Annotated in this window: 12 protein-coding genes; all 12 read right to left on the minus strand. The window is 69.8% G+C overall.

From position 1 onward, the window contains the following. Positions 1-17 precede the first annotated feature (17 nt). The 12 genes from ACIPV2_RS07350 to rsmH all read right to left on the minus strand — a co-directional run bounded on the left by ACIPV2_RS07350 (position 18) and on the right by rsmH (position 14,132). On the minus strand, positions 18-695 hold the full coding sequence (locus ACIPV2_RS07350; RefSeq protein WP_400839756.1) for a YggS family pyridoxal phosphate-dependent enzyme: 678 nt from the start codon (positions 693-695) through the stop codon (positions 18-20). Continuing rightward, the gene (gene ftsZ, locus ACIPV2_RS07355) at positions 692-1,834 is read right to left on the minus strand and encodes a cell division protein FtsZ (RefSeq protein WP_101186881.1); all 1,143 of its coding nucleotides are present in this window, start codon (positions 1,832-1,834) and stop codon (positions 692-694) included. The genes ACIPV2_RS07350 and ftsZ overlap by 4 nt, the downstream gene beginning before the upstream one ends. Before the next feature lie 153 nt (positions 1,835-1,987). Continuing rightward, positions 1,988-3,019 carry an FtsQ-type POTRA domain-containing protein gene (locus ACIPV2_RS07360; RefSeq protein WP_400839758.1) on the minus strand — a complete coding sequence of 344 codons (1,032 nt, stop codon included), beginning with the start codon at positions 3,017-3,019 and terminating at the stop codon, positions 1,988-1,990. 1 nt (position 3,020) lies between these two features. Beyond that, entirely contained in the window at positions 3,021-4,421 is a 1,401-nt protein-coding gene (gene murC, locus ACIPV2_RS07365) for a UDP-N-acetylmuramate--L-alanine ligase (protein ID WP_400839760.1), read from the minus strand. Positions 4,422-4,433: 12 nt separating this feature from the next. Further along, positions 4,434-5,507 (minus strand): UDP-N-acetylglucosamine--N-acetylmuramyl-(pentapeptide) pyrophosphoryl-undecaprenol N-acetylglucosamine transferase, encoded by a 1,074-nt coding sequence (locus tag ACIPV2_RS07370; protein ID WP_400839762.1) that lies wholly within the window; start codon positions 5,505-5,507, stop codon positions 4,434-4,436. Further along, positions 5,504-6,730 (minus strand): putative lipid II flippase FtsW, encoded by a 1,227-nt coding sequence (gene ftsW, locus ACIPV2_RS07375; RefSeq protein ID WP_400839764.1) that lies wholly within the window; start codon positions 6,728-6,730, stop codon positions 5,504-5,506. Before ftsW ends, ACIPV2_RS07370 begins: the two co-directional genes overlap by 4 nt. A gap of 13 nt (positions 6,731-6,743) precedes the next feature. Then, positions 6,744-8,246 (minus strand): UDP-N-acetylmuramoyl-L-alanine--D-glutamate ligase, encoded by a 1,503-nt coding sequence (murD, locus tag ACIPV2_RS07380; protein ID WP_400839766.1) that lies wholly within the window; start codon positions 8,244-8,246, stop codon positions 6,744-6,746. After that, positions 8,243-9,343, minus strand: coding sequence for a phospho-N-acetylmuramoyl-pentapeptide-transferase (mraY, locus tag ACIPV2_RS07385; RefSeq protein ID WP_101186887.1), 1,101 nt, complete (start codon positions 9,341-9,343; stop codon positions 8,243-8,245). Before mraY ends, murD begins: the two co-directional genes overlap by 4 nt. Then, positions 9,340-10,752 carry a UDP-N-acetylmuramoyl-tripeptide--D-alanyl-D-alanine ligase gene (gene murF / locus ACIPV2_RS07390; RefSeq protein ID WP_400839769.1) on the minus strand — a complete coding sequence of 471 codons (1,413 nt, stop codon included), beginning with the start codon at positions 10,750-10,752 and terminating at the stop codon, positions 9,340-9,342. The genes mraY and murF overlap by 4 nt, the downstream gene beginning before the upstream one ends. A 30-nt stretch (positions 10,753-10,782) precedes the next feature. Further along, positions 10,783-12,582: a peptidoglycan D,D-transpeptidase FtsI family protein gene (locus ACIPV2_RS07395; RefSeq protein WP_400839771.1), complete on the minus strand. Its 1,800-nt coding sequence runs from the start codon at positions 12,580-12,582 to the stop codon at positions 10,783-10,785. Between the two features lie 21 nt (positions 12,583-12,603). After that, positions 12,604-13,197 (minus strand): hypothetical protein, encoded by a 594-nt coding sequence (locus tag ACIPV2_RS07400; RefSeq protein ID WP_101186890.1) that lies wholly within the window; start codon positions 13,195-13,197, stop codon positions 12,604-12,606. After that, the gene (gene rsmH / locus ACIPV2_RS07405) at positions 13,194-14,132 is read right to left on the minus strand and encodes a 16S rRNA (cytosine(1402)-N(4))-methyltransferase RsmH (protein WP_400839774.1); all 939 of its coding nucleotides are present in this window, start codon (positions 14,130-14,132) and stop codon (positions 13,194-13,196) included. The genes ACIPV2_RS07400 and rsmH overlap by 4 nt, the downstream gene beginning before the upstream one ends. Between the last annotated feature and the right edge of the window lie 39 nt (positions 14,133-14,171).

Consider the following 14,171-nt stretch of genomic DNA (forward strand, 5'->3'; position numbering starts at 1 on the left):
CTGGTCTGGTTGAAAGGCTAACCCCGGTCGGGGCGCGGTCCTGTGATTGCGGAACCGATCCGCAGGTGTGTCGCACCGGCATCGATCGCCGCTTCGAAATCTCCGGTCATCCCGGCTGAGATCCAGGCGGCTTCGGGGGCGAGCGCGCGGATGCGATCGGCGACGTCGCGCAGTCGGGCGAAGGCGCGAGACGGCTCCTCGTCGAGCGGAGCGACCGCCATGACGCCGCGCAGTCGCAGCGAGGGCAGCGCCAGCACATGCTCCGCAAGGCTTTCGGCTTCGCTCACCGCGCTGCCGCCTCGAGCGGCGTCCTCGGTGAGGTTGACCTGCACAAGCACATCCAGCGGGTGACCGTCGGCATCTGCTCGATGCAGCGCGTCGGCGAGCTTCGCCCGGTCGACGGAGTGCACCACGTCCGCATCACGGCGGATCGAAGCGGCTTTGTTCGTCTGCGCCTGGCCGATGAAGTGCCAGCGCACGTCCAGTTTCTCGAGGGCGGCGCGCTTCGCTGTCATCTCCTGCTGGCGGTTCTCGCCGACGTCAGTCACGCCGAGCTCGTGCAGCTCGCGCACCAGGGAGGCGGGGTGGAACTTCGTCACCACGATCCGGGTGATCTCACCCGGATCCCGGCCTGCCCGGCGCGCGGCGTCGGCGATGCGCTCGTCTATCGCCGACAGCCGCGCGCTGAGCGTCACTTGAGGAACTCGGGGATGTCGATGTCGTCGTCCGAGAACGCCGGCTCGATGCTGGATGCCACCGGGGCGGGCGCCACAGCCGGCTTGACCGGCTCCGGACGCTCCTCGGCGACCTTCTCGTCCAGGCGCACCTCGGGCAGCGGGTTCGCGGCCGGGCGCTCGACGACCATCGGCTCCAGCCGCGGCGCGGGCTCGCCGCCGTCGAAGCCGGCCGCGATCACCGTCACGCGCACCTCGTCGCCGAGAGTGTCGTCGATGACCGTTCCGAAGATGATGTTCGCCTCCGGGTGCGCGGCCTCCTTGACGAGGTCGGCCGCATCGTGGATCTCGAAGATGCCGAGGTTCGACCCACCCTGGATCGACAGCAGTACGCCATGGGCGCCCTCGATGGATGCCTCGAGCAGCGGCGACTCGACCGCCAGCTCGGCGGCCTTGATGGCACGGTCGGCGCCGCGCGCGGATCCGATGCCCATGAGCGCGGAGCCCGCGCCCTGCATCACCGACTTCACGTCGGCGAAGTCGAGGTTGATGAGTCCGGGGGTCGTGATGAGGTCGGTGATGCCCTGCACACCGGCGAGCAGAACCTGGTCTGCGGTGGCGAAGGCCTCGATCATCGAGATGCCGCGATCGCTGATCTCGAGAAGTCGGTCGTTCGGCACCACGATGAGGGTGTCGACCTCTTCCTTCAGCTTGGCGACGCCGGCCTCGGCCTGGCTCTGACGGCGACGGCCCTCGAACGAGAACGGCTTGGTCACGACGCCGATGGTGAGCGCGCCGATGGACTTCGCGATCCGTGCGACGACGGGCGCGCCGCCCGTGCCGGTGCCGCCGCCCTCTCCGGCGGTGACGAACACCATGTCAGCACCCGTGAGGGCCTGCTCGATCTCCTCGGCGTGGTCTTCAGCAGCACGACGCCCCACCTCGGGGTCCGCTCCTGCGCCGAGGCCGCGAGTGAGCTCACGTCCCACGTCGAGCTTGACGTCGGCGTCGCTCATCAGCAGCGCCTGGGCGTCGGTGTTGACGGCGATGAACTCGACTCCGCGGAGTCCGAGCTCGATCATGCGGTTGACGGCGTTGACGCCGCCACCGCCGACGCCGACGACCTTGATCACGGCGAGGTAGTTCTGGTTCTGGCTCATGGCCGGCCTCCGTTATTCGAGCCTGACGAGGGATAAACCTTAAACCTCAACGAGAGGGTTAAACTGTTTCCCGGTATTGCGTTCTCGTCAACGACGGTATGCGCAACATCGACGTGCGCGTGCACCGACACGGCGTGTCGCCGCGATCTGCTCTCAGCCGACGACGGGAACGGTGGGAGACGACACGTCGAAGGTGCTGGACTGGGGCGCGGCGGCGATCAGGCGCACCAGCACGGCGGCTTTGCGCGCCGAGTCCTTCTCGCTTCCCCACACCACGGTCTTGCCGTCGGCGAGGGTGAGCGTCACGTCGTCGCCGGATGTCGCGCGCACCTGCGTCACGGTGGCGCGCAGGTCGGCGGGAAGCGACCTCATGACCAGGCCCGCACTGTGGAAGGCAGCGGAGGCGAGACCGCCGGTGATGTCGAGTTCCGGCGCTCGCTCCGGCCGCTCCGCGCTCGACGAGAGCACCACGCCCGCCGCGTCGACCACCGAGTAGGCGTCGCCGTCGCGGATCGCGCCCACCGGCGTGCGCTCCACGACGCGCACCAGCAGCTCGCGCGGTGGCCGGACCTCCAGAGCGTAGGACTCGATGATCGGGAACTCCGCCAGCGCGGACTTGACGCGGGCGGCGTCGACGAGGGCGAGCGGAGCTCCGATCTGGTCCGACAGCGACTCCTGCACGGCGGCGGGGTCGATGCTCGTCGCGCCGGCGACGGTGATCTTCTCCACGGCGAACAGCGGACTGTACGCGGCGATCACGCTGCCGAGAACGAGCGCGACGAGGGCGCCGGTCGATCCCCACACGGCAAGACGTCGCCGGCGGGAGCGGTGGGTGAAGCGCCGGATCTCCGCGCGCAGCGCCTTCCGGCGGGCGCGCGCGGCGCGCCACACCTCGCTGCTGCGCACCGCGGTGCGCGCCGCGTCCCGGTCCTCCTCCGGGATCACGGCGGTGACGGAGTATCCGTCCACGCCAGGACCCGCGGCAGTCGAACCTGCAGCATCCGGACTCTCGGCATCCGCGGCGTCGGCATCCGGTGCTCCAGCCCCACGCCCCGCGATATCCCGCTCCCCCGTCGCGCCGAAGCGCAGCAGCGGGCGACGACGGGGTTCGGGCGACGTGCCGTCCGAGCCGACGTCCGGAGTCGGCTCCTCGGGCGATGCGGGAAGCGGTGCCGGGCGCCGCATCTCAGTCCTCGACGGGGCGGCGCAGCGAGTCGAGCACCTGCGGGATGATCTGGTAGACGTTTCCGCAGCCCAGCGTCACGACGCAGTCGCCCTCGCGGGCGATGCGGGCCGTGTAGTCAGCCGCCTCCTGCCAGTCCGGCACGTAGTGCACGTTCGCCTGATCCGCGAATGCGCCGCTGACCAGCTCTCCGGTGACCCCTGGCACGGGATCCTCCCGCGCGCCGTAGACGTCCAGCATCACGGTGTGATCGGCGAGCTCCTCCAGCACCGCGGCGAACTCCCGGAACATGTGCTGCGTGCGCGAGTAGGTGTGCGGCTGCTGGATCGCGATCAGGCGCCCGGAACCGGCGACCCCGCGCATCGCCTCGAGCGCCGCGCGCACCTCGGTCGGATGGTGCGAGTAGTCGTCGTACACGTGCACTCCGCGGGCCTCGCCGTGCAGCTCGAGCCGGCGCACGGTTCCGGCGAAGCCCTCCACCGCACGCACGGCCGCGGTCAGACCGTAGCCGAGCGTGAGGAGCACGGCGACGATGCCGCCCGCGTTGATCGCGTTGTGCGCACCGGGGACGGCCAACTGCATCCGCGCCGATTCTCCGCCGTGGATCAGGGTCGCCGACGCTCCCCCGGTCGTGACGATGTCGTCGATGCGCAGGTCGGCGTCGGCCGCGCGCCCGAACGTGATGACCGTGCGGTGACTGAGACCGGCCCGCACCCGCTGCGCTCCCGGATCGTCGCTCGAGATCACCACGGCCTCGCTGGCCGCATCGCCGAAGCGGACGAAGGCGTCGTAGAACGCCTGCTCAGACCCGAAGAAGTCCAGGTGATCGGGATCGACGTTCGTGATCAGCGCGATCGACGTGTCGTACAGCAGGAAGGTGCCGTCGGACTCATCGGCCTCGATCACGAACAGCGCGTCGGCTCCGGTTCCGCTCGACACGCCGAGCTGCTCGATCACGCCGCCGTTGACGAAGCTGGGATCGGCCCCCAGCGCCTGGAGGGCCGTCACGAGCATGCCGGTCGAGCTGGTCTTGCCGTGTGCTCCCGCGACGGAGACGAGGCGGCGGCCGCCGATCAGCCAGTGCAGCGCCTGCGAGCGGTGGATCACGTGCAGGCCCCGGTGCTTGGCGGTGACGAACTCGGGGTTCTCGGGCCAGATCGCTCCGGTGTGGATCACCGTGTCGGCATCGCCGAGATGAGCGGCGTCGTGCCCGACGTGCACGGTCGCGCCGGCGGCCGCGAGTGCGCGCAGGCTGGCGCTGTCAGCACGGTCGCTGCCGGAGACGCGGATGCCCGCATCGAGGAACATCTTCGCGAGGCCGCTCATACCGGATCCGCCGATGCCGATGAAGTGCGCGGAGGTGATGGTCTCGGGGATCGGAAGGGAGAGGTCGGGTCTGATCATGTCGCTTCCAGTCTACTTTTCGGCGAGTGCGCGATCGATCAGCGCGATGAGGTCCTCGGTGCCCGTGCGAGAGCCGATGCGCTCGGCTGCCGCCGCCATCGCATCGATGCGCGCACGGTCGCCGAGCAGCGGGATGATCTTCTCGCGCACGACATCGCCGTCGAAGCTCGCGTCGTCGAGAAGCACCGCTGCTCCCGCCTCGACGGCGGATGCCGCGTTAAGACGCTGCTCGCCGTTGCCGACGGAGTACGGCACGTAGACGGCCGGGATGCCCAGCGCGCTGACCTCGCTGACGGTGGCCGAGCCCGAGCGCGAGACGATCAGGTCGGCCAGCGCGAAGGCGAGATCCATGCGGTCGATGTAGCGGCGCATGGCGTAGCCCGCCACGTTCGGGTCGGCGAGGTCGCTGCGCTCACCGGTGGCGTGCAGCAGCTGCCAGCCTGCCGCGAGCACATCCGCCCATGAGCCGGCGATCGCCTCGTTGAGTCGCAGCGCCCCCAGCGATCCGCCGAAGACCAGCAGGACGGGGCGGTCGGCGTCGAGGCCGAAGTGCGCCGCCGCCTCGGCGCGCGTCGCCTCGCGATCCAGATCCACGATCTCGCGGCGCAGGGGCATCCCGACGACCTCGCCGCGCTTGAGCGGCGTGCCCGCGAAGGCGACGCCGACGGCGGCCGCGGTGCGGGCACCGAGCACATTCGCCAGGCCCGGTCTGGCGTTCGCCTCGTGCACCACGAAGGGGACGCGCTCACGCCGGGCCGCGACGTAGGCGGGGGCGGAAGCGTAGCCGCCGAAGCCGACGACCACGTCGATGCGGTGGCGGCGGATGTGCTGCCGCACCTGCGACACCGCGCGCTGGAAGCGGGCCGGGAAGACCACCGCCGCACCGTCAGGGCGGCGCGGGAAAGGCACCTTGTCGACGATGAGCAGCTCGTAGCCACGTTCCGGGACGAGACGCGCCTCCAGTCCCTCCTTCGTGCCGAGCACCAGCACGTCGCCGTCCGCCCGCTCGCGGAGCAGGTCGGCGACGGCGAGCAGCGGATTGACGTGGCCGGCGGTGCCGCCGCCGGCGAGGAGGTAGGAATTCACCTCGCGACCATACCCTGCGCCGTCGCCACCCGTCCGCGAGTCGGCTGAGCGGGATCAGTGCCGCTCGTGGCCGGCAGCGTGCGTGCGAAGGCGAGAAGCACGCCGCATGCAGCGAGCACCGAGATCAGCGCGCTGCCGCCCTGCGACATGAACGGCAGGGGCACGCCCATCACCGGGAACACTCGCAGCACGACTCCGATGTTGATGAGCGCCTGCCCCAGGATCCACACCCCGATCCCGCCGGCGGCGACCCGCGCGAAAGGATCGGTGGAGCGACGCACGATGCGGAAGACTCCGACCGCGAACACCGCGAACAGAGCGAGCACCAGAACGCAGCCGATCAGGCCGAGCTCCTCGCCGACGATGGCGAAGATGTAGTCGTTCTCCGCGGCGGGCAGCCAGCCGTACTTCTCCTGCGAATTGCCCAGACCCACGCCGAAGATGCCGCCGTTGGCCATCCCCCACATGCCGTGCACCGCCTGGTAGCACTCCCTCGTCGGGTCGCAGGACTCGGGGTTGAACGCCGAGAGGATGCGCTTCATCCGGTTATCGCTCGTGAGGGCGTAGCCGAGCACCGCCACGATGCCGCCGATGAGAGGGAGGATGAACAGCCGGAGCTTGACCCCGGCGAAGAACAGGGCGCCCAGCACGATCAGCACGAGGACCATCGCGGTGCCGAGGTCGTCACCGCCGATCACGGTGCCGATGGCCATGATCGAGACCGGGACGACCGGGATGAACACGTGGTGCCAGATGCCCAGGCGTGCGCGCTTGCGCAGCAGGACGAACGCGATCCACAGGGCGAGGGCGAGCTTCAGGAACTCGGAGGGCTGCAGCTGGAACCCCGCGATGTTCACCCAGTTCGTGTTGCCGTATGACGACACGCGAAGGCCAGGGACGAACACGAGCAGCTGCAGCGCGGTGGCCCCGATCAGGGCCGGCCAGGCGATGCGTCCGAGGAACGTGACGGGCATCCTGCTGATGAGCAGCATCAGCGGGATGCCGAGCACGGCGAAGATCCCCTGCTTGAGCGCGCCTTCCCAGGGATCGGGTCGCGCACTGGTGGCCGAGAGCACCATGACCCATCCGAAGACGGTGAGCACGAGCGCCGTCGATGCGATGAGCACGAACTCGGTGGTCGGCGGCGTGAACAGCCTGCCGAGCGAGACACGGGCGGCGAGACCGCGGTCGCCTGCGCCCGGAGGGCTGGTCGTCTGCGTCATCCGCCCTCTCCGTCTACGATCCGGATCTGTCGATCCATGCGCGCACCGCGTGTGCGAAGCGCTCTCCTCGGTCCGCGTAGCTCGAGAACTGGTCGAAGGATGCCGCGGCAGGGGCCAGCAGCACCGTCCCCTCGCCGTCGATGATCCCCGCCGCCAGTTCCACGACGCGATCCATGACATCCCCAGTCTCGCCGGGGACGACCTCGAAGACGGGCACCTGCGATGCGTGTCGCTCGAATGCCGCGAGGACCGGCGCGCGTTCCACGCCGATGACGATCGCCGCGGCAGCCGTGCGGCCGACATCGGCGACGATTCCTGCGAGATCGACGCCCTTGAGATCACCGCCGACGATCCACACGGCGCCGGGGTGCGCACGCAGGGATGACGCCGCCGCGTGCGGATTGGTCGCCTTCGAGTCGTCGATCCAGCGGATGCCGCGATGCTCGGCGATCATCTGGATGCGGTGGGCGTCCAGGGCGAAGCCCTGCAGGGCCTCATGGATCGCCGCGGGGGCGATGTCGAGGGACCGCGCCAGGGCCGCCGCGGCGAGGACGTTCTGCACGATGTGCGGCGCGTCGAGCCCGGCGGTGCGCAGCTCGGCCACGGTCGTGAGCTCGAGCGCGCTGTTGCGACGGTCGTCATGGAAGGCGCGATCGACGAGGATGCCGTCGACGACGCCCAGGTCGCTGGGGCCGGGTGTGCCGAGGTCGAAGCCGATCGCTCTGGCGCCCTCGGTGACGTCGGCCTCCTCGACCATGCGCAGGGTCGCCGCATCGGCCTTGTTGTAGATGCACGCGACCTTCGTGTGCCGGTAGACGAAGGACTTCGCCTGGCGGTACGCATCGGCGCTGCCGTGCCAGACGAGGTGGTCGTCGGCGAGGTTGAGACAGACGGAGGCGTGCGGCACGAGCTGCCCGGCCACCGCGGACTGCCCGATGTACCAGAGCTGGTGGCTCGACAGCTCGACCACGAGCACGTCGAAGCCGCCTGGATCGCGCACGGCGTCGAGCACCGGGATGCCGATGTTGCCGCACGGCGCGGCGCGCAGACCGCCGGCCTGCAGCAGCGTCGCGGTGAGCTGCGTGGTCGTGGTCTTGCCGTTGGTGCCGGTGATGAGCATCCACTCGGCCGGCGTTCCGTCGGCGCGCGTGACCTTGTCGCGAACGCGCCAGGCCAGCTCTACGTCGCCCCAGAGCGCGATGCCGTTCTGCTGAGTCCAGCGGATCACGGGATGCGAGGGGGCGAAGCCGGGAGAGGCGACGACGACATCGGGGGCGAAATCGCTGAGCGCGCTCGGCACCTCCGACAGCGAGCCGAGTTCGAGGCGTGCGCCGATCACGGGGACCAGGCGGGCGTACTCCTCCGACGCGCTCTCGGTGAGCACGAGGACGTCGGCGCCGAGCTCGGTGAGCGTGTCGGCGGCCGAGAAGCCCGTCACCGACAGCCCGAGCACAGCGACGCGCAGCCCGGACCAGTCGGCGTGCCAGCTGGTGAGCGAGTCGAGTGGCGCGGTCATGCCTGGATCAGCCAGTCGACGTAGAAGAGGCCGACGGCCGACACCGCGAGCAGTCCGGCGATGATCCACAGCCGCACGACGATGGTCACCTCGGCCCAGCCCCGCATCTCGAGATGGTGATGGAACGGGCTCATCAGGAACAGGCGCTTGCCGCGGGTGACCTTGAAGTACAGCCGCTGCAGGATGACGGATCCCGACGAGAGCACGAAGATGCCCGCGATGATGAACAGCAGCAGCTCGGTGCGGGTGAGGATGGCCATCGCGGTCACCACTCCTCCGATGGCCATCGAGCCGACGTCGCCCATGAACACCTTGGCCTTAGGGGCGTTCCACCACAGGAATCCGACCAGTCCGCCGGCGAATGCAGCCGCGACCGTGGCCAGGTTGAGGGGCTCGCGCACCTCGTAGCATCCGGCCTGAGCCAACAGCGAGCCAACGCACGACTGCTTGAACTGCCAGAACGCGATGAGGCTGTACGCGCCGACGACGAAGACGCCGGCCCCGGCGGCCAGGCCGTCGAGCCCGTCGGTCAGATTCACGCTGTTGGAGGTGGCGACCCCGATCACCGAGACCCAGATCAGGTAGAGGATCCAGCCGAGGACGGCGCCGAAGGCGAAGAGGTTGAGCCAGGGGATGTCACGGAAGAGGGACACGTAGCCGCTGGCCGGGTACTGACCGAGGCGGTTCGGGAAGTTCAGCGCGACGATGCCGAACGGCACGAGCACGAGCAGCTGGCCGATGACCTTGCGCCACCCCGAGAGGCCCAGACTGCGCTGGCTGCGCACCTTCATGTAGTCGTCGATGAAGCCGACGACGCCGAAGCCGACCATCAGCCACAGCACGAGGATGGCCGACAGAGCGGGTGTCGTGCCGCCGAACAGGCTGCCGGCGAAGTAGCCGACGATCGTGCCGAGGATGAAGATCACGCCGCCCATCGTGGGCGTGCCGCGCTTGGCCTCGTGGCTCGGGTTGGCGATGTCCTCGGGGGTGCGGATGACCTGCCCCCAGCCGATCCGACGGAACAGCTTGAGGAAGACCGGGGTCAGGAAGAGCGAGAAGGCGAGCGAGATCGCGGTCGCCATCAACAAAGACCTCACGAGAACGATTCTCCCAGACGATCGCCGAGGTGCCGCAGCCCGGCGGAGTTGGACGACTTCACGAGCACCCGGTCACCGTCGCGCAGCTCGTCCCTCAGATATTCGAACGCCGCGTCCTGATCCGGCAGGTGCACGGCTTCGCCATCCCACGAGCCCTCGCCGACCGCAGCGAGGTACAGACGCCTCGCGTCTGCGCCGACGACCACGATGCGCTGGATGTTCAGCCGCACGGCGAGCAGCCCGATGCGGTCGTGCTCCTCCCCTGCCGTCTCGCCGAGTTCGCTCATCGCGCCGAGCACGGCGACGGTGCGCTCGCCAGGGCCGGAGATCTGCGCAAGCGTGCGGAGGGCTGCCGACATCGAGTCCGGGCTGGCGTTGTAGGCGTCGTTGATGATGCGCACGCGGTCGGATCCCATCGGCTGCATGCGCCAGCGCTCGGCGATCTGCACGGTCTCCAGACGGCTGACCGACGCGCCCACGGGCACGCCGAGCACGCGGGCGGCCGAGATCGCGGCGAGGGCGTTGTGCACGTGGTGCGCGCCCAGCACCTGAAGCCGCAGCGGAGTCTCCTCGCCGTCGGCGATGATGGCGGCGGTCGTGCCGTCGGACGCGACCTCGATGCGATCGGCTCGCACCTCGGCATCCGGATGCTGACCGAACCCGACCACCGACATGCCCCGCTCCTCGGCGATGCGGCGCATCGCCCAGACGCGGGGGTCGTCGACGTTCAGCACGGCGGTTCCGTCGGCGCGGGCAGCGGAGACCAGCTCGGACTTCGCCAGGGCTGTCTGCTCGATGCCGCCGAATCCCCCGGCGTGCGCGAGGCCGACCATCAGCACGACCGAGACGTCAGGCTCGACGAGACCGGCGAGGCGCGCGATGCTGCCGCGACCGGCGGCGCCGAACTCGCTGACCAGGTAGCGCGTGTCGTGCGTGACCCGCAGCATGGTCAGCGGCGCGCCGACCTCGTTGTTGTACGAGCGGACGGGGGCGACGGTCTCGCCCTCGTCGGAGAGGATGCGCGCGAGGAAGTTCTTGGTCGTGGTCTTGCCGTTCGACCCGGTGATGCCCACGATCCGCAGCCGGCCGGCGGCGCGCACGCGCGCGACGACGGCGCGCGCGAGGTCTGCCAGAGCGGCGACGGCATCGGCGACGATGATCTGCGTGATCGGAGCCTCGACCGGACGTTCCACGATCGCGAGCACGGCGCCGGCTGCAACAGCGGCGGCGACGAACTCGTGCCCGTCGGTCACCTCGCCGGGCTTGGCGACGAAGATCGCTCCCGGGGCCATCTCCCGGGAGTCGGTGTCGACGACCCCGTCGACGATGGTGTCAGTCGTGTCCGGGGCGTGCAGGCGCAGCTCGCCGCGGAGGATCTCGGCGATCTCGCCGAGCGGAAGGGCGATCATGTGGCATCTCCTTGCGCGGCGGAATGCCGGCTAGTCGAATTTGGGAAGCAGCTCGTCCATGGGCTGCGAAGAGGGAGCGACGCGGTAGGTCTTGAGCACCTGGGTGAGCGCCTTCTGCAGAGCAGGCGCGGTGGCCGCGGACGATGTAATCCTAGTCGGCTCATCGAGAGTGACCATCACGACGTACTGCGGATCCTCGATCGGAGCGACCCCGAGGATGCTCGTGTAGTACACCCCGGCCTTGTACCCGCCGTGCCCGTCCGGCTTCTGCGCGGTGCCGGTCTTCGAGCCGATCCGGTAGCCGGGAACGGCGATCGCGTCGGCGAGTCCGCCCTGCACGGCGACGTTCTCGAGCATGCGGCGGACCTGCGAGGCGGTGTCCGACGAGACGACCCGCTCGTGCTCGGTACGGGTCTTGTGCACCGTGCCGTCGCTGTCCGTGCAGGACTCGATCAGGCTCAGGCCGATCCGCTCGCCGTCGTTCGCGAGGGTCTGGTAGGCGCTGACCACCTGCGCGGGGGTCACAGTGAACGCCTGCCCGAAGGTGGTCGTGTACAGCGTCTGGTTGTCCCACGTCTGCGGCGCAGCCACTCCACCGGGCTCCTCCAGGTACCAGCCGACATCGGTCTTCTCGCCCACGCCGAACTTCTTCAGGTACTCGTAGCGGGTCTCGGGCGACACCATCGTGCCGAACTTCGACAGGGCCACGTTCGAGGAGTCGATGAGAGCGCCGGCGAGGGTGTAGTCGTAGCGCGGATGCGAGAAGGCATCGCCGATGTTCGCGCCGTTGGGGAAGCGCTCGCGGCTGGCCGCCGAGACGGTGGTGTCCGGCGTGACCGCCTTCTCCTCGAGCAGGGTCGAAGCGGTGATCGGCTTGAAGGTCGATCCCGGCTCGTAGGTGTGGGTGAAGACCTGCGAATTCCACAGCTTGGCCGGCACGCTGTCGACGTCGTTGGGGTCGAGCGCGGGCCACTCCGCCATGGCGCGGATCTTCCCGGTCTTCACCTCGACCACCGTGACCGTGCCGCTCTGCGCACCCTGCTTCTGCGCCTCTTCGGCGATCATCTGCTGCAGGTACCAGTTCAGGTCGCTGTTGATCGAGAGCTCCACCGTGCCGCCGTCGGCGGCCGGGGTGATCTGCTCGCTGCCGGGGATCTTCACCCCGCCCTGACCGCTGAGGTACGTCATCTCGCCGTTCTCCGGAGTGAGGCACTCGTTGGCGATGCGCTCGACGCCGTACTGGGGGGTGCCCGACCCGTCGAGGAAGCCGAGGGCGTTGCCGGCGACGGCCCCGTTCGGGTAGACCCGCACCGATCGCGGGGTCATGGTGATGTAGGCGAGCCCCTGATCGGTCTTCAGCGAGCGCAGCTCGAGGTACTGCTCGGTGCTCAGCCCGCTGGCGAGATCGAGGTACTGGGAGTCCGGATCCTCTGCGAGCTTCGCCGAGAGGCGGTCGCGCAGGCCGGCGGCGCTGAGGCCGGCGATGCGGGCGATGCGCTCGCTGGCCTCGTCCCACCCGAGCTTCGGCTTCTTCCGCTTGTCGGTCTGCTCCTCGAACTGACGGATGAGCACGGGAGAGAGCTCGGCGTCGTAGACGAGAACGCTGGATGCGAGCACGGTGCCGGCGGCGTCGGTGATGTCGCCGCGTGCTCCCGCGATGACCTGGGTCGAACCCAGGTTTCCGGTGTTCACGCCGTCGGCCACATGGTCGTCGGCGTGCACCACCTGGATGTCGACGAGGCGGAACACGAAGGCGCTGAGCACCGTGAGGATCACCGCGAGAGCGACGACCGTCCGTCGGCGCTGTGAACGAGTGGCTCGAGTCGTCATTCGCGTCTCCGTGCGGGTGGGTTATCGGGTGACGGGGGTGGGCAGGCCGTCGGTGACGACCGGAGGGGCTGCGGGCTCGGGCGGCACGACGGCAGTGTCGGACACCCCGTCGGCGAGCGTGCCGTCCTCGGGCGCGGGCGTCGTGTCGGAGGCCGGCGGCGCGGGCGGGACGAGCAGCGCGTTGCCGACGGCGGTCCCCCCGTTGGGGTTGACCGTGGACGCCCAGCTGGCGCTGTCCCCGGCGCCGAGGAGCTGCCCGTCGCTGAGGCGCAGGTACGACGCCGATCCGGCGACGACCAGCCCCATGGCATCCGCCTTCTGCGCCAGCGACTGGGGGGAGCTGATGCCGACGAGCTGCTCGTGCAGCGCCTGCTTCTGCAGTCCGAGCTCGTGCTGCTGCGTGTTCAGACCCGCGAGCACGAAGGCGTCCTGGGTGGTGGCGAGCGAGATGCCCATCTGCGCTGCGCCGATCGCCACAGCGCCGCCGACGGCGAGAGCCGCGTACGCGAGCCGAGGCCGGCGTCGGGGGGCGGGCGCGGTCACCGGCGCCAGCCGCCGCGGCGGCTCGACGTGCGGTGCGGGGCGCGGCAGGGCGCGCGCGGTCTGGAGGCTCATGCCGACTCCCTCAGCTTCTCAGCGGCGCGCAGCCGCACGGGTATCGCGCGCGGATTGCGCGCCTTCTCTTCGTCGCTCGCGAGTTCCGCGCCCTTCGTGAGCGTGCGGAAGCGGGGGGCGTGCTCCGGCAGCTCGACGGGCAGGCCGGCGGGCGCGGTCGACGAAGACGCCGCCACGAACGCCTGCTTGACGAGGCGGTCCTCCAGGGACTGGTAGGCCATGACGGCGATGCGTCCTCCGACGACCAGTGCGTCCATCGCGGCCGGAATGGCGTCGGCGAGCACGCTGAGCTCGGAGTTGACCTCGATGCGCAGCGCCTGGAAGACGCGCTTCGCGGGGTGGCCGGCGCGCTGCGCGGCGGCCGGCGTGGCGGCGATCAGCAGGTCGACGAGTTCGCCCGAGCGGGTGAGCGGATGCTCGTCTCTGGCCTCGACGATGAAGCGGGCGTAACGGCCGGCGAGCTTCTCCTCGCCGAAGCGCTCGAAGATGCGCCGCAGCTGCCCCTCGCTGTACTCGGCCAGGATGGTCGCGGCAGTGCGCCCCTTCGTCTGGTCCATGCGCATGTCCAGCGGCGCGTCCTTCGAGTACGCGAACCCGCGCTCGGCCTCATCGAGCTGGAGGGACGAGACGCCCAGGTCGAACAGGATCGCCGAGGCGCCCAGCGCATGCAGGCCGATCTCGTCGTAGACGGTGTGCACGAGAGTGACCCGATCGCCGAAGGGCGCCAGGCGCTCGCCCGCGATGCGGAGGGCGTCGGTGTCGCGGTCGAGTCCGACCAGCCGGATGCCCGGGAAGCGCTCGAGGAACGCCTCGGAGTGCCCGCCCATGCCGAGCGTGGCGTCGACGAGCACCGCACCGTCCTGCTGCAGCGCCGGTGCGAGCAGCTCGATGCAGCGCTCCAGCAGCACGGGTGTGTGGATGTCGCGGATGCTCATGATGTTCTCCCGTGACCTCCGGCTCTGATTCCTCTCCGC

This window comes from Microbacterium sp. NPDC089987, from assembly GCF_044748505.1.
Classification (GTDB): Bacteria; Actinomycetota; Actinomycetes; order Actinomycetales; family Microbacteriaceae; genus Microbacterium.